The 19,442-nt window shown below is 65.6% G+C and carries 21 protein-coding genes and 1 tRNA gene; 16 read left to right on the top strand and 6 right to left on the bottom strand.

All coding sequences use genetic code 11. The features are described from left to right. Positions 1-54 precede the first annotated feature (54 nt). The 8 genes from aspS to rplA all read left to right on the top strand — a co-directional run bounded on the left by aspS (position 55) and on the right by rplA (position 6,263). Positions 55-1,887, top strand: a complete 1,833-nt coding sequence (gene aspS, locus ACK4MH_RS04680) for an aspartate--tRNA ligase (RefSeq protein WP_409715428.1) — start codon at positions 55-57, stop codon at positions 1,885-1,887. 151 nt (positions 1,888-2,038) lie between these two features. Then, positions 2,039-2,173: a hypothetical protein gene (locus tag ACK4MH_RS04675; RefSeq protein ID WP_280643891.1), complete on the top strand. Its 135-nt coding sequence runs from the start codon at positions 2,039-2,041 to the stop codon at positions 2,171-2,173. Between the two features lie 96 nt (positions 2,174-2,269). After that, positions 2,270-3,604 carry a hemolysin family protein gene (locus tag ACK4MH_RS04670; RefSeq protein ID WP_409715424.1) on the top strand — a complete coding sequence of 445 codons (1,335 nt, stop codon included), beginning with the start codon at positions 2,270-2,272 and terminating at the stop codon, positions 3,602-3,604. A 95-nt stretch (positions 3,605-3,699) separates the two neighbouring features. After that, positions 3,700-3,775 (top strand) — tRNA-Trp (locus ACK4MH_RS04665). 70 nt (positions 3,776-3,845) lie between these two features. Next, the gene (gene secE / locus ACK4MH_RS04660) at positions 3,846-4,160 is read left to right on the top strand and encodes a preprotein translocase subunit SecE (RefSeq protein WP_135193055.1); all 315 of its coding nucleotides are present in this window, start codon (positions 3,846-3,848) and stop codon (positions 4,158-4,160) included. Positions 4,161-4,173: 13 nt separating this feature from the next. After that, positions 4,174-4,749 (top strand): transcription termination/antitermination protein NusG, encoded by a 576-nt coding sequence (gene nusG, locus ACK4MH_RS04655; RefSeq protein WP_159844899.1) that lies wholly within the window; start codon positions 4,174-4,176, stop codon positions 4,747-4,749. A gap of 389 nt (positions 4,750-5,138) precedes the next feature. Beyond that, positions 5,139-5,570, top strand: a complete 432-nt coding sequence (gene rplK / locus ACK4MH_RS04650) for a 50S ribosomal protein L11 (RefSeq protein ID WP_135193053.1) — start codon at positions 5,139-5,141, stop codon at positions 5,568-5,570. Positions 5,571-5,573: 3 nt separating this feature from the next. Beyond that, positions 5,574-6,263, top strand: a complete 690-nt coding sequence (rplA, locus tag ACK4MH_RS04645) for a 50S ribosomal protein L1 (protein WP_135193052.1) — start codon at positions 5,574-5,576, stop codon at positions 6,261-6,263. 315 nt (positions 6,264-6,578) lie between these two features. Here rplA and ACK4MH_RS04640 read toward each other — a convergent pair whose 3' ends face one another. The 4 genes from ACK4MH_RS04640 to rpsF form a co-directional block, all read right to left on the bottom strand. Then, a complete protein-coding gene (locus ACK4MH_RS04640) occupies positions 6,579-9,038 on the bottom strand; it encodes a TonB-dependent receptor plug domain-containing protein (protein ID WP_409715419.1) in 2,460 nt (819 codons plus the stop codon). A gap of 322 nt (positions 9,039-9,360) precedes the next feature. Next, positions 9,361-9,945, bottom strand: a complete 585-nt coding sequence (rplI, locus tag ACK4MH_RS04635; protein ID WP_135193070.1) for a 50S ribosomal protein L9 — start codon at positions 9,943-9,945, stop codon at positions 9,361-9,363. Position 9,946: 1 nt separating this feature from the next. Next, entirely contained in the window at positions 9,947-10,225 is a 279-nt protein-coding gene (gene rpsR / locus ACK4MH_RS04630) for a 30S ribosomal protein S18 (protein ID WP_008259463.1), read from the bottom strand. Positions 10,226-10,237: 12 nt separating this feature from the next. Further along, positions 10,238-10,624, bottom strand: coding sequence for a 30S ribosomal protein S6 (rpsF, locus tag ACK4MH_RS04625; protein ID WP_135193337.1), 387 nt, complete (start codon positions 10,622-10,624; stop codon positions 10,238-10,240). A gap of 219 nt (positions 10,625-10,843) precedes the next feature. Between rpsF and ACK4MH_RS04620 the strand changes: the two genes are divergently transcribed. Genes ACK4MH_RS04620 through ACK4MH_RS04610 form a run of 3 tightly spaced genes read left to right on the top strand, consistent with a single transcriptional unit; the run spans position 10,844 to position 13,732 of the window. Then, positions 10,844-12,436, top strand: a complete 1,593-nt coding sequence (locus ACK4MH_RS04620) for a carboxyl transferase domain-containing protein (protein ID WP_409715414.1) — start codon at positions 10,844-10,846, stop codon at positions 12,434-12,436. Between the two features lie 20 nt (positions 12,437-12,456). Beyond that, positions 12,457-12,843 carry a hypothetical protein gene (locus ACK4MH_RS04615; RefSeq protein WP_409715411.1) on the top strand — a complete coding sequence of 129 codons (387 nt, stop codon included), beginning with the start codon at positions 12,457-12,459 and terminating at the stop codon, positions 12,841-12,843. After that, positions 12,833-13,732, top strand: coding sequence for an enoyl-CoA hydratase-related protein (locus ACK4MH_RS04610; protein ID WP_409715408.1), 900 nt, complete (start codon positions 12,833-12,835; stop codon positions 13,730-13,732). The genes ACK4MH_RS04615 and ACK4MH_RS04610 overlap by 11 nt, the downstream gene beginning before the upstream one ends. 38 nt (positions 13,733-13,770) lie before the next feature. Here the strand turns inward: ACK4MH_RS04610 and ACK4MH_RS04605 are convergent, their stop codons facing one another. Beyond that, positions 13,771-14,382 (bottom strand): TIGR02466 family protein, encoded by a 612-nt coding sequence (locus tag ACK4MH_RS04605; RefSeq protein WP_409715405.1) that lies wholly within the window; start codon positions 14,380-14,382, stop codon positions 13,771-13,773. Positions 14,383-14,611: 229 nt separating this feature from the next. On the opposite strand from ACK4MH_RS04605, the gene ACK4MH_RS04600 reads away from it, so the two are divergent. Beyond that, the gene (locus tag ACK4MH_RS04600; protein WP_409715402.1) at positions 14,612-16,576 is read left to right on the top strand and encodes an acetyl/propionyl/methylcrotonyl-CoA carboxylase subunit alpha; all 1,965 of its coding nucleotides are present in this window, start codon (positions 14,612-14,614) and stop codon (positions 16,574-16,576) included. Then, the gene (locus ACK4MH_RS04595; protein ID WP_409715399.1) at positions 16,573-16,968 is read left to right on the top strand and encodes a hypothetical protein; all 396 of its coding nucleotides are present in this window, start codon (positions 16,573-16,575) and stop codon (positions 16,966-16,968) included. The genes ACK4MH_RS04600 and ACK4MH_RS04595 overlap by 4 nt, the downstream gene beginning before the upstream one ends. Here the strand turns inward: ACK4MH_RS04595 and ACK4MH_RS04590 are convergent. Then, a complete protein-coding gene (locus ACK4MH_RS04590; protein ID WP_409715396.1) occupies positions 16,965-17,255 on the bottom strand; it encodes a putative quinol monooxygenase in 291 nt (96 codons plus the stop codon). The genes ACK4MH_RS04595 and ACK4MH_RS04590 overlap by 4 nt on opposite strands. 107 nt (positions 17,256-17,362) lie before the next feature. Between ACK4MH_RS04590 and ACK4MH_RS04585 the strand changes: the two genes are divergently transcribed. From ACK4MH_RS04585 to ACK4MH_RS04575, 3 genes are all read left to right on the top strand, one after another. Further along, positions 17,363-17,761: a DUF1489 family protein gene (locus tag ACK4MH_RS04585; protein WP_409715393.1), complete on the top strand. Its 399-nt coding sequence runs from the start codon at positions 17,363-17,365 to the stop codon at positions 17,759-17,761. Between the two features lie 63 nt (positions 17,762-17,824). Next, positions 17,825-19,162: an MATE family efflux transporter gene (locus ACK4MH_RS04580; protein WP_409715390.1), complete on the top strand. Its 1,338-nt coding sequence runs from the start codon at positions 17,825-17,827 to the stop codon at positions 19,160-19,162. A 196-nt stretch (positions 19,163-19,358) separates the two neighbouring features. Next, positions 19,359-19,442: class I tRNA ligase family protein (locus ACK4MH_RS04575; RefSeq protein ID WP_409715921.1), on the top strand; the 84-nt coding region annotated here is incomplete at its 3' end.

The following is a 19,442-nucleotide window of genomic DNA, read 5'->3' as shown; positions in this document are numbered from 1 at the left end:
TCGGGCGCCGATGGCGTCAGATTCCACCGCCAAAGTCTCCAGACGGTCTGTTCCATGCACGCCTATCGTTCCCATACCTGCGGCGCCCTGCGCGCCTCCGACGCTGGTTCCACCGTCCGCCTGTCCGGCTGGGTGCACAGGAAGCGCGACCACGGCGGCCTGCTGTTCATCGACCTGCGCGACCACTACGGCCTGACGCAGCTGGTGCTGCACCCCGAAACACCGGGCTTCGCCGCCGTCGAGCGTCTGCGCGCCGAGAGCGTGATCAAGATCGACGGCGAGGTCGTGGCCCGTGACGCCGGCGTCGTGAACCCCAACCTGCCGACGGGCGAGATCGAAGTCCGCGTCCAGGGCGTCGAAGTTCTGTCGGAAGCCGCCGAACTGCCGATGCCGGTCTTCGGCGATCAGGAGTATCCGGAGGACATCCGCCTCGCCAACCGCTTCCTCGATCTGCGTCGCGAGCGTCTGCACAAGAACATCGTGCTGCGCTCAAGGGTCATCTCCTCGATCCGCCAGCGCATGGTCGCCCAGGGCTTCCTGGAGTACCAGACGCCGATCCTGACCGCCTCGTCGCCGGAAGGCGCGCGCGACTTCCTGGTGCCGTCGCGTCTGCACCCCGGCAAGTTCTACGCGCTGCCGCAGGCGCCTCAGCAGTTCAAGCAGCTGCTTATGGTCTCGGGCTTCGACCGCTATTTCCAGATCGCCCCGTGCTTCCGCGACGAAGACCTGCGCGCCGACCGTTCGCTGGAATTCTACCAGCTCGACGTCGAGATGAGCTTCGTGACCCAGGAAGACGTCTTCGCCGCCATCGAACCGCTGATGCACGGCGTGTTCGAGGAGTTCGGCGAGGGCAAGCCGGTCTCGCCGATCGACGGCGTCCACACCTTCACCAACGACTTCGGCGAGACGTTCGAGCACAAGGGCTTCGAGCGCCTGACCTACGCCCAGTCGATGGCCTGGTACGGGTCGGACAAGCCGGACCTGCGCAACCCGATCAAGATGCAGGACGTCTCGGACCAGTTCCGCGACGGCGGTTTCGGCCTGTTCGCCAAGATCCTGAGCGCTGACGCCAAGAACGCCGTCTGGGCCATCCCGGCCCCGACGGGCGGTTCGCGCGCCTTCTGCGACCGCATGAACTCGTGGGCGCAGGGCGAGGGCCAGCCGGGCTTGGGCTACATCTTCTGGTCGGACGATCAGCAGGCCTGGGGCGGCCCCATCGCCAAGAACCTGGGTCAGGAGCCGACCGAGGCCCTGATGGCTTCGCTGGGCCTGGGCAAGGGCGACGCCGCCTTCTTCACCGCTGGTGATCCGGCCGCCTTCGCCAAGTTCGCCGGCCTGGCCCGCACCCGCGTGGGCACGGAGCTGAAGCTGATCGACGAGAACCAGTTCAAGTTCTGCTGGATCGTCGACTTCCCCATGTTCGAGTGGTCGGAAGAAGAGAAGAAGGTCGATTTCAGCCACAACCCCTTCTCGATGCCGCAGGGCGGGCTGGAGGCGCTGGAGACCCAGGATCCGCTGACCATCCGCGCCTATCAGTACGACATCGTCTGCAACGGCTATGAGCTGTGCTCGGGCGCGATCCGGAACCACAAGGCCGAGATCATGCTGAAGGCCTTTTCCATCGCCGGCTACGACGCCTCGGTGGTCGAGGAACAGTTCGGCGGCATGCTGAACGCCTTCCGCTATGGCGCGCCGCCGCACGGCGGCCTGGCCCCCGGCATCGACCGGATCGTCATGCTGCTGGCCGGCGAGACCGCCATTCGCGAGGTCATCGCCTTCCCGCTGAACCAGCAGGGCGAAGACCTGCTGATGAACGCCCCGACCGAGGCGGAAGAACGCCAGCTGAAGGACGTCCACATCCGCACGGCCCTGCCGATCAAGGTCTGATCGGGCGGGCTTCGCCAGATACGACAAAGGGGACGCCGCGAGGCGTCCCCTTTTTGATTCACGCGCCGTTCGCGTCCAAGGCGAGCGGGGTTGTCTGCAACCGCAAACCGAAGTCTACGTTCGAGACGGACGTTAACTTTTCGGTAACCAAATGCGACGCGCCATTCGCCTGGGTCTTTTCATCGGCACTGTTCTGGGCATGAGCGCCTGCGCGACCCAGTATGACGCCGACGGTCGGCCGGTTTCGGGGGCCTATGGTTCGGTCGATGCGGGACGGGCGGGCTGAGGCTCAAAGGAAAACGTAGCGCTGGACGCGATCCTGCCCTAATGTAGCGATGCGGACGCCGGATGTTGCGCCGCGTCGGTCCCCACACCCCCCTAGATGTTACTCATCGCTATTGTCGTCGTTCTGCTCCTCGTGGTGCTTAACGGCTTGTTCGCCATGACTGAATTGGCGGTCGTCTCCTCGCGGAAATCCAAACTCCAGGCGAGAGCGGAACGGGGAGACCGGGGGGCCCGGGCGGCGCTGAAGCTGTCGGAAGAACCGACTCAGTTCCTGTCCGCCGTTCAGGTCGGCATCACCCTTATCGGCATTCTGGCCGGCGCCTATGGTCAGGCGACCATCGCGGGTGAGCTGGATCGTATTCTGGAAGTCAGTTTCCCGGCGCTGGCGCGATACACCGAAGTCTTCGCCACGGCCCTGGTGGTCGTGTGCATCACCTATGTCTCGCTGATCGTCGGCGAACTGGTGCCCAAACGGATCGCCCTGATCTTCCCGGAAGCCGTGGCGTCCAAGATGGCGGGGCCGATCTCGAAGATGGCGATCGTGCTGAAGCCGTTCGTGCTGCTGCTGACCGCCTCGACCTCGGGCATTCTGAAGCTGCTGGGCGTCAAGGACCGCGACGGTTCGGACGTGACCCAGGAAGAGGTGGCGACCATCCTGGCGGAAGGCACCTCGGCCGGCCTGATCGAGCCCGAAGAACAGGTGATGATCGAGGAAATCCTGCGCCTGGGCGACCGCGCTGTGCGGGTGGCCATGACGCCGCGCCACGACGTCTTCTGGATCGCGCTGGACGATCCCGAGGAAATCCTGCGCGAAGAGATTCGCACCTGCCCCTATTCGCGGATCGTGGTGGCGCGTGAGAGCGATGTCGATAATCCGCTGGGTGTGGTCCACAAGAAGGATCTGCTGGACAGCCTGCTGACACACGGCAAGTTCGACATCGAGCCCCTGGTCGCGGAACCGGCCTTCATCCCGCAATCGACCTCGGTGCTGAAGGCGCTAGAGATCCTGAAGGGATCCAAGGTCCACATGGCCTTCATCGTCGACGAATACGGCGCCTTTGAAGGCGTGGTGACGGCGACCGACATCCTGGAAATGATCGCCGGCGACTTCAATGAGGGTCACGACGAGGAACAGGCCTGGATCCATCAGCGCGCCGACGGCAGCTGGCTGGTCGATGGTCAGACGCACCTGGACGAACTGGCTGACAAGCTGGGGGAGGATTTCGGCGATCACGAGGGCTACCACACCGTCGCCGGCCTGATTCTGCACCAGCTGTCGCGCGTGCCGGACGAGGGTGAAGTGGTCCAGGTCGGCCGATTCGAGGTCGAGGTCGTCGACATGGACGACCGTCGCATCGACAAGCTGATCTTCAAGGAACTGATCCAGGCTCAGGAAGAGCGGGACGCCATCGCCGCGCATCAGGAAGACTAGGTGGAAGTGTCATATCGCCCTTGAAATGCAGGGCGGTGTGGGGCATACGCCCCCCTCTGGCGAACGCACGGACCTGAGGGTTCGAGCGGTTGTCTAGGAGTTTAGCTCAGCTGGTAGAGCACCGGTCTCCAAAACCGGGGGTCGTGGGTTCGAGTCCCCCAACTCCTGCCAATCCCCCCTGTCGCTTCCGGATGGGACTTCCCATCTGGGGCGACAGGAACAATTGTGTGAAGAGCAACTGATGGCCAAGGCCAAAACTCCCGGCAAGCGGCCTCAGGGCAGCGCAAAGCCCCAGATGGGCGCCAAGCCCCAGGCGGCCGGCGCCGCCGCCATCACGGTCGATTCGCCCGAGCCCAAGAAGCCCCGCACCAGCCCCGGCCAGTTCTTCAGCCAGGTTCGCGCCGAGGGCCGCAAGATCGTCTGGCCCAGCCGCAAGGAGACCTGGATCACCTCGGTGATGGTCTTCATCATGGTGATCATCGCCGCGATCTTCTTCTGGATCGTGGACACCGGCCTGGGCTTCGCCTTCCGCTACATCATCGCTCTCGGATCCTGAGAAAGACGCGCCCATGACCGATGCAGCGCCCGCAAAGCCCGCCAATCCGCGCCACAAGTGGTATATCGTCAACGCCTACTCGAACTTCGAGAAGAAGGTCGCCGAGCAGATTCGTGACCAGGCCAAGCAGCAGGGTCTGGAAGACGCCTTCTCCGAAATCCTGGTTCCGACCGAGGACGTCGTCGAGATCCGTCGCGGCCGCAAGGTGAACTCGGAACGCAAATTCTTCCCCGGCTATGTGCTGGTGAAGATGGAAATGACGGACCAGGCCTATCACCTGGTCAAGAACACCCCGAAGGTCACCGGCTTCCTGGGCGCCGCGGGCGGCACCAAGCCCCTGCCGGTCTCGGAACGTGAAGTTCAGAACATCATCGGCCAGGTGGAAGAGGGCGTCGAACGTCCCAAGCCCACCATCCGCTTCGACATCGGCGAGAAGGTCAAGGTCATCGACGGCCCGTTCGCCAGCTTCGACGGTTCGGTCGAGAGCGTGGACGAAGAACACGCCCGCCTGCGCGTCGCCGTCTCCATCTTCGGCCGCGCCACGCCGGTCGAGCTGGAATACGCCCAGGTGGAGAAGGTTTCGGGCTGAGGCCTACGCACCTCACAGATTTGAAGCCGCGTCCGAAAGGGCGCGGCTTTTTTCGTTTTACCTCCCCATGCGCGGAGGCGCATGGGGAGGACAGACCGCGTAGCGGTCAGGCGGGGGCGACTCGGGCAGCCGTGAGACAGCGCGTCTGGGCAAAGACCAAGTCGCCCCCTCCTGGCGTCGCTCCGCGCCGCCTGTCCTCCCCATCGGCCTTCGCCGACGGGGAGATGACGTTCGTCCCCCGTTTGCCTTTCCAGCCCCCCTCTGTTACACGCGCGCCTTCGCTCGGCGGGCCTCGGTTCGTGGAGCGTCAAATCCGTGGGAGGCAGCCATGCCGCACCACGGCTCACCGGCCCTGCGTTCAGTCGTCGGGTCATTCATAGGAGAGACCAATGGCCAAGAAGATTCTCGGCTATATCAAGCTGCAAGTGCCGGCCGGTTCGGCCACGCCTTCGCCCCCGATCGGCCCGGCTCTGGGTCAACGCGGCGTGAACATCATGGGCTTCTGCAAGGAGTTCAACGCGCGCACCGAGAAGGAAGCCAAGGGCACCCCGCTTCCGACCGTCATCACCGTCTATCAGGACAAGTCGTTCACCTTCCTGACCAAGACGCCGCCGGCGACCTGGTACCTGAAGCAGGCCACGGGCCTGAAGTCGGGCTCCAAGCTGGTCGGTCGCGAGACGGCCGGTACGGTCAAGGTTTCGCAGCTGCGCGAGATCGCTGAAAAGAAGATGAAAGATCTGAACGCGAACGACCTCGACGCCGCGACCAAGATCATCGAAGGCTCCGCCCGCGCGATGGGCCTCGAAGTGGTGGAGGGCTAAACCATGGCCAAGCAAACCAAGGCTCAAAAAGCCCGCACCGGCGTCAGCCAAGACCTGCTGCCGTTCTCCGACGCCATCAAGCTGGCAAAGGAAAACGCCAAGTCGAAGTTCGACGAATCCCTTGAGATCGCCGTCAACCTGGGCGTCGATCCCCGTCACGCCGACCAACAGGTCCGTGGCGTGGTGAACCTGCCGTCGGGTACGGGCCGTGACGTTCGCGTCGCCGTCTTCGCCAAGGACGCCAAGGCCGCCGAAGCCACCGCAGCCGGCGCCGAACATGTCGGCGCCGAAGATTTGTACGAAAAGATCGCCGGCGGTTTCATGGAGTTCGACCGCGTGATCGCGTCGCCGGACATGATGGCCCTGGTCGGCCGTCTGGGTAAGGTGCTGGGCCCGCGCGGCCTGATGCCGAACCCCAAGGTCGGCACCGTGACCCCGAACGTGGCCCAGGCCGTCAAGGACGCCAAGGGCGGCGCCGTCGAGTTCCGCGTCGAGAAGGCGGGCATCGTCCACGCCGGCATCGGCAAGGTCTCGTTCACCCAGGACGCCCTGGAAGCCAACGTGAAGGCCATCGTGGACGCCTTGGTGCGTTCCAAGCCGTCGGGCGCCAAGGGCACCTATGTGAAGCGCATCAGCCTGTCTTCGACGATGGGCCCGGGCATCAAGGTCGACCCGTCCTCGCTGGGCGCCTGATAAGCTCTCGCGAACGGCCGCATGCGCGTAGGCTAAAACGAATGACGGCCCCGGAGATCGCTCTCCGGGGCCGTTTTCGTTTGGGCGAGAGGCAGTCAGTCCGCCTGGTCGCCCGGGAACATGGTGTTGCCGTTCGCCGTAGGAACCTCATGGATCACGTCGAAATGCGTCTGATTCGGCGAGGGGCTGGGCAGGGTGATCGGCCGAATCGAATCGGCGCCTTCGTTGGCGGACGGGCTCTGCAGAAGAAAATCTATCGCAACGCAAAACGGGGCGCTCCGAAGAGCGCCCGGTTCCTTGGATGTGTCGGTCGGCTTAGAAGCTGTAGCTGAGGCGACCATAGAAGAACCGGCCGTTGAAGCCGTAGGGCGAGTAGCTGGGATAGCCCACGGACCCGGTCGCGCCATTGATGTTGATCGGCGTGGCGGTCGGATATTCGTCGGTCAGGTTGTTGACCCCCACCGCCAGCGCGACGCCGAAGGGCAGGGTGTAGCGTCCCTCCAGATCCAGCAGCAGGGCGTCGCCCGTCTCGTAATCCAGCGTGGCGTTGTTGTTGGCGACCAGCACGCTGTCGTAGCTGGTGCCGCGCAGGGTCGCGCCGAAGTCGCCCAAGGACCAATCGACGCTGGCGACGATCTTCTGCTCCGGCGTGCCTTGTTCGAACGACAGTCTGGACGAACGGTCGAACAGGAAGTCGCCGGACGGGGCGATGGCAAGGTTGCTGGGCACGGCCGGCGTCTTTGTCACCTCCGTCGAGTTGAAGTTGCCGGCCAGCGTGAAGTCGAAGCGGCCGAAGTCCTGTTGCGTGCGGTAACGCGCCACCACATCGACGCCGCTGGTGGACGTATCGACTCCGTTCAGGAAGAACCGAGCGCCGGTCACGCCGAACGGCGCCAGCAAAGTCTGGATCGCCGCAGTGGATGCTGCAGTCTGACTGGGGCGGGAGACGCCAAGAGTTTCGGAGTAGATGATCCGATCCGTTACATCGATGCGATAGGTATCGACGGTCAGCTCGAAGCCTCCGTTCCGGAAGACGGCGCCAAGGGAGTAGTTGGTCGAGGTCTCGGGCTCCAGCGGCTTGGATCCCAGGGCGATGGCGATGGGATCATCCACCCGGTACGATCCGTTCTGCTGCAACACGACGCCGGCGCCCGTCGCGACCAGGTTGGTGGCGACATAGCTGAAGAACTGCTGCTGCAGAGCCGGCGACTTGAAGCCGGTCGAGATGGCGCCGCGCAGGGCGAAGGCGTCGGTGAAGTCGTACCGTGCGGAGATCTTGCCCGTGAACTGATCGCCGAAGTCGGAATAGTCTTCGTAACGGCCGGCGAGGCCGACGGTGAATTGCTCCGAGAACTTGCCCTCCAGATCGATGTAGGCGCTGATGTTGTTGCGATCGACGTCGACGGCGTTGGACGGCGCGAAACCGGGGAAGCCTTGCGAGCCGGCGCCGCCTGCTGTGACCGGGCCCTTGTTGTAGGAGGTCGGTTCGCCCTCGGAGACGCTGAAGTCCTCGCGGCGATACTCGACGCCAAACGCGACGTTCAACGGCTCATATAGATTGACCTCGACCTGTCTCACCGCGTCGATGCCGATGGTCAGTTGGCCATAGCTGAGCGAGCCGGCGTCAAACTCGGTCTGCGACGCCGCGCCGTAGGAGGCGTTCAGTGAGTTGAGGACGCTGTAATCCAGTTCGTTGCGGCCATAACCGACCGACAGATCCCAGTCGAAGCCCCAGGCCGGTCCCTTGGCGCCGCCGTAGATGTTGTAGTCGGTGATGTCGGCGGCGATGATCGGCAGGAAGCCGTTCGGATAGATGGCCGCGACATTGTTGGAGTTGTTGAAGGCGCGAGCGGTCGCTGCGGCCTCGGACTTGCGTTTCTGATAACCGCCGAAGGCATAGGCCTCCCATTCGCCGCTTAGCGGCTTGCCGGCGTTGAAATAGCCCGTGTAGGCCTCGGTATAGGGGTCGCCGAAACGGCCGATGACGGTGGTCGCGTTGCCGCCGTTGACGGCGCTGGTCGCGGCATAGTCGGAGCGGTTGGTGGGCTGGCGCTTCTGCACCTCGCCCGACAGGGTCAGGAAGCCATCGCCAAACAGCGGCAGGCCGACCCAGCCGGCGAGCGAGGTCTGTTCGCCGTCACGGCGGCTGTGGTCGCCGCGCGCGGTGGTGAAGTCGGTGTCGTAGATGCCGTAGTTGGCGGTGATGCCGCCGCCGCTCGACGCCTCGCGCAGACGCAGGTTGATGACGCCGGCGATGGCGTCGGCGCCGTACTGGGCCGAGGCGCCGTCGCGCAGGACTTCCACCGAGCCCAGGCTGATCGACGGGATGGTGTTCAGGTCGAACGCGGTCGAGCCGCGTCCCAGTGCGCCGTTGACGTTGACCAGGGCGCCGACGTGGCCGCGCTGACCGTTGATCAACACCAGGGTCTGGTCGGGCGCCAGGCCGCGAAGGGTCGCCGGGCGGACGTGATCGGATCCGTCAGAAATGGCCGGGCGCGGGAAGTTGATTGAGGGGGCGGTGGCGGCCAGGGCGGCGGCCAGCTCCGTGCCCGTGCCCTGTTTCGCCAGGGTCTCGCCGGTGATCACGTCCACGGGCGCGACGCTGTCCAGGCGGCTGCGGCCCACGGTGCGCGTGCCGGTGACGATGATCTCGCCCACTTCGGTCGTGTCGTCAGTCGGCGGCGGCGTGACTTGAGCGAAGGCGGATGACGCCATGAAAAGCGCGCTGGTGGAAGCGAAGGCCAGCAGGGCCCGACGGCCGTGTCCGATTTGCATTGATGATCCCCGACGAAAGCACGACGGCCATGTGCGCGGACGTTCGACAGGCCGCCATGCCGTCGCCCCTCGGCCGGTTCGTTGTCAGGCGCAATAATCTTTCGCCGTTCGGGTCGAAATCGGTCGTGATTGGAGGCTGTGACCGCAAAGCGGCGGCGTCAAGCAAGCTCTTTGTCTAAGCCGCATTCCAGACGAACAACGATCGCTGCTTGTTGTAAACTTGTCATAGACAGGGCGGCGGGCATCGCGCAGCAAAAAGGGCGCGTCCCTTGCGGAACGCGCCCTCGATGTCTTGGCGATCCGGCTCGAAGGCCGGGGTCAATCAGGCTTCGTCGCCGAAGCCTTCTTGTTGACCGGCGCCGCCTTCGATGAGTTCCTGGGCCGATTGCTCGGCGGCCTGGCGCTCATCGTCGAACTGGCTGCGGATCACGTCCTCGCCCTTGGCCTGACGCTCGGCTTCGTCCATCGAACGGGCGATGTTGATCTTGACCGTGGCGCGGACCTCGGCGTGCAGGCGGACCGGCACTTCGTGGACGCCCAGGTTCTTGATCGCCGTGTTCAGGACGACTTGCGAACGCTCGACCTTGCCGCCTTCGGCCTGGATGGCCTCGGCGACGTCGCGGCCTGCGACCGAACCGTACAGGTGACCGGTTTCACCGGCCTGACGGATCATGATGTAGGTCTGGCCGTCGATCTTGTCGGCGACCTTCTGTGCATCGGCCTTGTTTTTGTCGTTGCGTTGCTCAATGGCGACGCGGTCGAGTTCGAACGCCTTCAGGTTCGCGGCGGTGGCCCGACGGGCCTTGTCGCGCGGCAGAAGGAAGTTACGGGCGAAGCCGTCCTTGACGGACACGACGTCGCCGATGGCGCCGAGATTCTCGACGCGTTCAAGCAGAACGACCTTCATCTCACTTCACCACGTAAGGCAGGAGGGCCAGATAGCGAGCACGCTTGATGGCCTTGGCCAGTTCGCGTTGCTTCTTCTGGGAAACGGCAGTGATGCGCGAAGGCACGATCTTGCCGCGTTCGGAAACGTAACGCTGCAGCAGCTTCACGTCCTTGTAGTCGATCTTCGGCGCATTGGCGCCCGAGAACGGGCAGACCTTGCGGCGACGATAGAAGGGGCGGCGGCCGGCGGCGCCGGAGCCCGCCGGTGCGCCCGGGGTGGGGGCGGTTGTATCGGTCATGTTCCGGGTTCCTTATTCGGCGTCGGCGGCGGCGTCTTCGCGCGGGGTGCGCTCGCGCTCACGCTCGCGTTCACGCTCGCGGCGGGCCAGCAGCGGCGACAGTTCCAAGTCGAGTTCCTCGACGCGGACGGTCAGCCAACGCAGCACGTCTTCGTTGATCGACAACTGACGCTCGACCTCGGCCATGGCGGCCGGGGGGCAATCGACGGCGAGCAGCGAATAGTGAGCCTTGCGGTTCTTCTTCACGCGGTACGTCAGGTTGCGCAGACCCCAGTACTCGATCTTGGCGACGGAACCGCCGCCTTGTTCGATCAAGCCCTTGATGGTGTCGTTCAGCGCTTCGGCCTGTTGCGCCGAGATATCCTGGCGCGACATGACCGTGTGCTCGTAAAGAGCCATGCGGTATTCTCCCTTGTGGGCGTCGGCGTGGAAACGACCGGGTAAGTCGATCCCCACGATGGCTCCTGGCGCGGCGGCCGGACCGAACGTCCAACCCTTTGGTGTTCCGCGACAGGACCGAAGCCCTGGAAAGGCGGGGCCTATAGGGGAAAAGGGGCGGGGAGGCAAGGATGACGGCAGGCGCTTGTGACGCCTCGCGACCCCGCCTAAACCAACACCATGCCGAAGCTGACGTCAGCGGTCGATCCGCAAAGCCCCAGATACAAGTCCCTGCATGCGCACAACAGCGCCCTGGTCGCCGAACTGCGCGACCATGTGGCCAAGGCCGCGCGTGGCGGGTCCGACAAGTCGCGCGAGCGCCATGTGGCCCGCGGCAAGCTGTTGCCGCGTGATCGGGTCGAACGGCTGCTGGACCCCGGATCGCCCTTCCTGGAGGTCGGTCAGCTGGCCGCCCACGGCATGTATGACGGCGAGGCCCCGGCCGCCGGCGTCATCGCCGGCATCGGCCGGGTCTCGGGCCGCGAGGTGATGATCGTCTGCAACGACCCCACGGTGAAGGGCGGCGCCTACTTCCCCATGACGGTGAAGAAGCACCTGCGCGCCCAGGAGATCGCAGAGCAGAACCGCCTGCCGTGCGTCTATCTGGTCGATTCCGGCGGGGCCAACCTGCCGCACCAGGCCGAGGTCTTTCCCGATCGCGACCATTTCGGCCGCATCTTCTTCAACCAGGCCCGGATGAGCGCCAAGGGCATCGCCCAGATCGCCTGCGTCATGGGCCTGTCCACCGCCGGCGGCGCCTATGTGCCGGCCATGTCGGACGAGACGATCATCGTCAGGAACCAGGGCGCCATCTTCCTGGCCGGTCCGCCCCTGGTGAAGGCCGCCACCGGCGAGGTCATCTCCGCCGAGGAACTGGGTGGAGCCGAAACGCACGGCCGTCGCTCGGGCGTGGTCGATCATGTGGCCGAGAACGACGAGCATGCGCTGGAGATCGTGCGGTCCATCGTCGCCAATCTGAACACCAGCAAGGCCGTGGACATGGATGTGCGCGAGCCCCGCGCCCCCGCCTTCGATCCGGCTGAGCTTTACGGCCTGATCCCCGACGACGTCCGCGCCCCCTATGATGTGCGCGAGGTCATCGCCCGCCTGGTGGACGGCTCCGAATTCGACGAGTTCAAGACCCTGTACGGCTCGACCCTGGTGTGCGGTTTCGCCCGCATCTGGGGCTATCCGGTCGCCATCCTGGCCAACAACGGCGTCATCTTCTCGGAAAGCGCCCAGAAGGGCGCCCACTTCATCGAGCTGGCCTGCAAGCGCAAGATCCCGCTGCTGTTCCTGCAGAACATCTCGGGCTTCATGGTCGGCGGCAAATACGAGGCGGGCGGCATCGCCAAGGACGGCGCCAAGCTGGTCACCGCCGTCGCCAGCGCCGAGGTGCCCAAGTTCACCGTCCTGATCGGCGGCAGTTTCGGGGCCGGAAACTACGGCATGTGCGGCCGGGCCTATTCCCCGCGCTTCCTCTTCACCTGGCCCAACAGCCGGATCGGCGTCATGGGCGGCGAACAGGCCGCCAGCGTCCTGGCCACGGTCCACCGCGACGCCGAGACCTGGAGCGCGGACGACGCCGAAGCCTTCAAGGCCCCGATCCGTCAGAAGTACGAGGACGAGGGCAATCCCTATTACGCCACCGCCCGCCTCTGGGACGACGGCGTCATCGACCCGGTCCAGACGCGCGACGTCCTGGGCTTGGCCATCAGCGCCAGCCTGAACGCCCCGATCCCCGAGACGACGTTCGGCCTGTTCCGGATGTGACCGGAATGGATTTCATTCACTTGGCCCTTTCCGTCGCTCTGATGCAGGCGGCCCAGGTCGCAGCCTCCGCCGGGGACGCCGCGCCGCAAAAAGAGATTCCAGCCGCCTTCCATGGCCGTTGGGAGGACGACATCGCCGGCTGCGCCAATGTGGAGAGCAACAGGCGTATCGTGATCGATGCAACGACCATTTCCTACTACGAGGATGGGGATGCGGTGGTCTCGGTCACCGCTCGCGGCCCCGACCGCATCGACCTGGTGGTCGATTATGAGAACTATGACGGGAGCGAACGGCTGAACCGCACGCTTAGTCTGTCCGACGCCGGTGAAACGCTGACCTTCAGCTACGCCGACGGCGCGCAATATGTGAATTATCGCTGCCCGCAAGGAAATCCCCATGGCGAATGAACCCATCGACACCGACCTGAACGCCCTGGACGTCACCGACGCCGAGGCGGCCGAGATCAATTCCATCGCCCAGCCGCTGGTCCCAGATGCCGCGCCTGACGCGAACGACGACCTGGTCCAGATCGATTCGACCACCGACGGCATCGTCTTCATCACCATCAATCGGCCCGAGAAGAAGAACGCCTTCGACGCCGCGACCATCGCCGCGCTGCACGAGACGTTCGAGACCCTGCACGGCGCCGACCGCGTGCGCGCCGTCTTCATTCGCGGGGCGGGCGGCACCTTCAGCGCCGGCGCCGACCTGAACTGGATGCGCGACGCCGCCGGCTGGTCCGAGAGCGACAACCGCGACGACGCCATGGGCCTGGCGAAAATGCTGAAGGCGCTGCACGACATTCCGGCCCTGACGGTGGCCGTGGTCGAGGGCAACGCCATGGGCGGCGGGGCCGGCATCGTCGCCGCCTGCGACATGGCCGTGGCGGTCGAGGGTGCGCGCTTCGCCTTCTCCGAAGTCAAGCTGGGCCTGATCCCCGCGACCATCGCCCCCTATGTCGTCGAAGCCATCGGCGCCCGCCGCGCCCGCCAGCTGTTCCTGACCGGAAACAGCTTCGACGCCGATTATGCCGCCCACACCGGCCTGATCGACCTGGTCCTGCCCGAGGGTTCGGTGGACGAGTTCATCTCGATGCTGACCGACAGCCTGACCGGCAATGCGCCGGGCGCGATGGGCGAGGCCAAGCGCCTGGTCAACGACATCGCCCACCACAAGATCGACTCGGGCCTGCTGGACGAGACCGCCAAACGCATCGCCCGCGCCCGCGTGTCGGACGAAGGCCGCGAGGGCGTGCTGGCCTTCCTGGAAAAGCGCAAGGCCAGCTGGACGATCTGATTGCCTAAATCTGAACGGTCGTCGTTAGCGGCGGCTGTTCAGGCGTAGTTGAAGCTGATCGAAATCCGGTCGGCCTTGGCCAGGTTGGTCGGCACCTCGTGCCGCAGCCAGCTTTCCCACATCAGCACCGTGCCCGCCTGTGGCTTCAAATAGACGAACGGCCGTTCGGCCTCCGACGCCTCTTCGGTCACCGAGGGACGAGCCATCATGAAGGGCAGGCGGGGGTCCTCCAGCTTCAGCGACGAGGCCCCGTCGGGGATGTCGATATAGACGGTGCCCGACAAGAAGGCGTGCGGGTGGATATGGCCGGTATGGCCGCCGCCGGGCTTGAGGATATTGACCCACAGATTGTCCAGGCGCGGCTTTCTCGCCAAGTCGAAGTTCAGCGCCTTGGCGTAGGCGACGGCGTGGCGATCCAGGTGGCGTTTCAGCTCGGCGAACTCGGGGAATCGCTGCGGCAGGTCGTTCAGCGAGCCGTAGGAGGTGTAGCCCCGATAGGCGTTGGCCTTGCACCATTGGCGACCCGCCGCATCCTCCTCGGCCATCATGCGGATGACGTCGATCAGCTGTTCGTTGAACTCGGGCCAGCCCCGGCCGTCGGCGAGGCTGGCTTCATAGACCTGGGTGACGAAGAGGGGGCGCAGAGACATGGGAGGGAGATAGCGGAAGGCAAGGGAAACTTCACCTCCCTGTTCGCGAAGGCGAACGGGGAGGACCGGCGGCCGTAGGTCGCCAGGAGGGGGCGAGGCGGTGGTGAAGGCGCAGGTCTGTCGCAGACCGAGTCGCCCCCTCCTGATCGCTGCGCGATCTGTCCTCCCCGTCGGCCTTCGCCGACGGGGAGGTGAAGACACAGCCGCCGCGCCTCGCTAAGAACGCGTCATGTTCAAGTCCGTCCTTGTCGCCAATCGCGGCGAAATCGCCTGCCGAGTCTTCCGTACCGCCAAGCGGATGGGATTACGCACCATCGCCGTCTATTCCGAAGCCGACGCCGACGCCCTGCATGTGCGCGAGGCCGACGAGGCGGTGCTGATCGGACCGGCAGCGGCGCGCGAGAGCTATCTGGACGGCGCCAAGGTGCTGGCGGCGGCCAGGGCGACGGGGGCGGAGGCGATCCACCCCGGCTATGGCTTCCTGAGCGAGAACGCCGACTTCGCCGAGGCTGTGGCGGCGGCGGGCCTGATCTGGATCGGGCCGGACCCGGCCTCAATTCGCGCCATGGGGCTGAAGGATGCGGCCAAGGAATTGATGATCCAGGCCGGGGTGCCGGTGACGCCGGGCTATCAGGGCGCGGACCAGTCGGAAGAGACCTTGACCGCCGAGGCAGCGCGCATCGGCTATCCGGTGCTGATCAAGGCGGTCGCGGGCGGCGGGGGCAAGGGGATGAAACGGGTCGATGACCCGGCCGACTTCGCCGCCGGTCTGGCCAGCGCCAAGCGCGAAGGGGCGGCGGCCTTCGGCGACGACCGTGTTCTGATCGAACGCTATATCACCCGTCCGCGCCACATTGAGGTTCAGGTGTTTGGCGACAAGCACGGCGATGTCGTCCACCTGTATGAGCGCGACTGTTCGCTGCAACGCCGCCACCAGAAGGTGATCGAAGAGGCGCCGGCGCCGGGCATGAGCGAGGCCGTGCGCGCCGCCGTGACGGGCGCGGCGATCAAGGCGGCCAAGGCGGTCAGCTATGTCGGGGCCGGCACCATCGAATTCATCGCCGACGCCTCTGACGGGCTGAAGGCCGACGGCATCTGGTTCATGGAGATGAACACCCGGCTGCAGGTCGAACACCCGGTGACCGAGAGCGTGACCGGCGTCGATCTGGTCGAATGGCAGTTCCGCGTCGCAGCGGGCGAGCCGATCCCGCTGAAGCAGGATCAGATCCAGCTGAAAGGCTGGGCCATGGAGGCGCGCCTCTATGCCGAGGATCCGGCGAACGGTTTCCTGCCCTCGATCGGTCGGCTGGAGCATTTCGTCATGCCGGACGGGATTCGGGTCGATACTGGCGTGGAGCAGGGCGGCGAGGTCAGCCAGTTCTACGATCCGATGATCGCCAAGCTGATCGTGCACGAGGACACGCGCGAGGAAGCTGCGGCGCGGCTGGCCGAGGCGGCCGGCGAGGTCGAGGTCTGGCCGGTCAAGGCCAACGCGGGCTTTCTGAAACGCTGCCTGGACCATCCCCGTTTCGTGGCGGGCGACGTGGACACGGGCTTCATCGCGGCGGAGGAGGCGGCGTTGCAGCCGCAACCGTCCGACGAAGCGACGCTGGCGGCCCTGACCCTGATCGCGGAAGCGGCGGCGGATGCAGTCGAGGTGCGTTCGGATCGGTTCAGCCCCTGGGGCGGGCAACCGGGCTTGTCCTATGGCGTGCGCCTCAATGCGTCGTCGCAGACGACGGTCTGGGCCCAGGTCGATGGACAGGGCGTGTCTGCGGCGGTGACGCCGGTCGAGACGGGCTGGCGCGGTCCGCTGGGCGAACTGGCCCATGTCGGCTTCGACCAGGTCCAGGCCGGAGATCGCCTATTCGGCTATCAGGCCGTCGATGACGGCTTCGTCCTGTTCGTAGACGGCGAGGCGCGTCGCGTGACGCCCTATCGCGCGGCCGTGGGGTCAGGCGCCGGCACCGTGTCCGACGGTTCCCTTCGGGCGCCCATGCCGGGCAAGATCGTCGCCACGCCGGTCAAGGCCGGAGACGCAGTGACCAAGGGCCAGCCGGTCGTGGTGCTGGAGGCCATGAAGATGGAGCACGCCCTGACGGCGCCCTTCGACGGGATCGTCGAGAGCGTCGGCGCCGTCGGAGATCAGGTCGCAGACGGCGCTGAACTGGCGCGCATCAAGGCTGAGGCATGACAGTGGTTTTGGCTGGGCTGGCGGCAATCGCTCTGACTGCAAGTCTGATGGGCGAACCAGGCAAACAGACCGTGCTTGTCGGACCTGACGATCTCGCAGATATGCAATGCGTCGTTATGTTGATGGAAGGAATCGGCGACGACGAGGCGCAGAACCAGTCCATCCTTTCCACGATGTCCTATTTCATGGGCAAGGTCGCCGGGCGGGGACAGATCGAACGGTGGGATAAGGTGCTGGTCGCCTATCGGTCGGGTCTCGACCAGGCGACGCGGACACAGATGACCGAAGACCACGGCGCCCGCTGCATGATCGAAGGCTTGGCGCCGACAGCGACATTCGCTCAAGCAACAATGGCTGAAGTGGCGGCCGCCTTGGCGACGCCGTCCGACTAAAGCCCGATGCCGCCCAGAGGCCGGGTCAGGATCGAATCGTCCATCTTGGCCATCAGGCCGTGGATGGGCCGCCATAGGCCGCTGTCACGCAGGTCCTTGCTCCACGACTGATGGGTCGGTTGATTGACCCAGACCTCAGTGACCCAGAGAACATCGGCGTCGCTCAGATCGTGTGCGACGATGTAGGAATGACATCCCGGCTTTCTGACAGCCGGGTCCATGAGCAGAAGCGCAAGTTCGTCGCGGCGGCCAGGATAGGCCGTCAGGCGGGTAATCAATCCGTACATACTGGTCCTAGGTCGCACCTGACGCGGGCAGGCGGCGCGCGATCATCCTTAGCGCCGTGTAGATTAAGAATCTGGCCAATGCGCCTAAGGGCGACTACGTGGGCGCCATGCCGCTTCATATGATCAAACTGGGCGTCGGGGTCCCCGACGTCGAATGGCTGGAGGCCCGCGCGGGCAGGGGCGGGCCGTTGGTGGTCCACACCCGAATGACGCCGAAACGCGCGCCCGAGGTCGAGGACGGCGGGTCGCTGTATTGGGTGGTGAAGGGGACGATCGTCTGCCGCCAGCCCGTGCTGGACATCGCCACCCTAGGCGAAGGAAAGCAGAGCCGCTGCGAGATCACTCTGGCGCCCAAGGTCATTCGCACGGCGCCGATGGCGCGGCGGCCGTTTCAGGGGTGGCGCTATTTCGAGCCCAAGGATGCGCCGGTCGATCTGACCGAGCTGGATGCGGGCGAGGCGCCGGAGGAACTGGTGCGGCAACTGCGCGAACTGGGCGCCTGGTAGGCTGAACCCACAGAGTTTTTGGGTGTTGACCGCGACGGGTCCGCGTGGCCTGTGCCGCCTCCGATGATCGCGCTCAGCCCCCAGACCCGTACCGCCTTCCGAGACCTGCTCAACCTGGCTTGGCCGGTGATCCTGTCGCGCCTGGGAATCATGACCATGGGCCTGACCGACGCCATCGTGGTCGGGCGGTTTTCGAGCCAGGAATTGGCCTTCCACTCCCTGGCCTGGGCGCCGACCTCGATCGTGGTGACGACGGCGGTCGGGCTGATGCTGGGCGTGCAAGTGATGACGGCGCGGATGCTGGGCGAGGGGCGTCGGCACGCCGTCGGCTCGGTGCTGCGTCGGGGCATGACCTATTCGCTTCAGATCGGCGTGGTCTCGATGATCGCCCTCATCGCCGTCGGCCCCTGGGGGCTGGGTCAGATGGGGCTGGACGACGGTCTGGCCGAGGGGGCGGGACCGGCCCTGGTCGTCTTCGCCCTGTCCATGCCCTTCTATCTGATCTCGGTGACCGGGCAGTTCTTCCTGGAGGCCCTGGGGCGGCCCAAGCCCGGCATGGTCGCCATGTGGGTGGCCAACGGGGTCAATCTGGCGCTCAATATCGTGCTGGTGCCGGACCTGTTGGGCATCGGCTTCGACGGCGCCTTCGCCTCGGCCTGGGCGACGTTCGGGGCGCGGGCGGCGCTGGCGATCTTCCTGGTGGTCTATATCCTGCGCCTGCCCGAGGCGCGGTCGCTGGGCATCTTCGACAAGCCCGAGCGAGATCCCAAGGCGGCGCGCGAACAGGTCAAGGTCGGCCTGGGCGCGGGCGCATCCTATTTCATCGAGGTCGGGGCCTTTTCCGGCTTCACCTTCTTCGCCGGCCAGATCGGAACGGCGGAGACGGCGGCCTGGGCCGTGGTGCTGAATGTCTCGGCCATCGTCTTCATGTTGCCCATGGGCCTCTCGTCGGCGACGGCGGTGCTGGTGGGCCGCAGCTATGGGGCCGGCGACGGGCGAGGGGTGTTGAGGGCCGGTCTGGTGGGCTTGAGCGTCGTGACGGCGATGACCTTCATCGTCGCCCTGCTGGTCTGGCCCAGCGCGCATCTGATCGTAGGCGCCTACAATCGCGATCCGGTCCTGCTGGCCATCGCCGCGCCGGCTCTGGTGCTGGCGACCCTGTTCTTCGTCGCGGACGGAATCCAGGTGGTGGCGGCCCAGGCGAACCGGGCGGCGGGCGACGTCTGGTGGCCCACGATCATGCATTTCGTGGCTTATGGCGCGGTGATGATGCCGCTGGGCTGGGTGCTGGCGCACCGGATGGGCGTCGACGGTCTGGTCTGGGCGATCGTGATCGCCAGCCTGGCGTCTTCTGTCCTGCTGACCGGGCGGTTCGTCCGGGTGGCGCGGCGGCTGCCTTAGAATTCTCCCTCCCCTTCATGGGGAGGGGCGGCGAAGCGTAGCGCAGCCGGGGTGGGGAAGTTAGAACCTCGCCCAGGCCCCTTCGGGCCCCACCCTGATCGCTACGCGATCGTCCCTCCCCATGAAGGGGAGGGAGAGGTGACGTCGCCGCTTCCGCTCTCTATATCCCTGCGCTTCCCCGAACTCCTGGACGATCATGGCCCGCATCCTCATCACCTCGGCGCTGCCCTACATCAACGGCATCAAGCACCTGGGGAATCTGGCGGGCTCGATGTTGCCG

Origin of the sequence: Brevundimonas sp. (assembly GCF_046295075.1) — a bacterium.
Classification (GTDB): Bacteria; Pseudomonadota; Alphaproteobacteria; order Caulobacterales; family Caulobacteraceae; genus Brevundimonas.
Note: the sequence above shows the minus strand (reverse complement) of the source record. Positions and strands in the feature narration are given on the sequence as shown.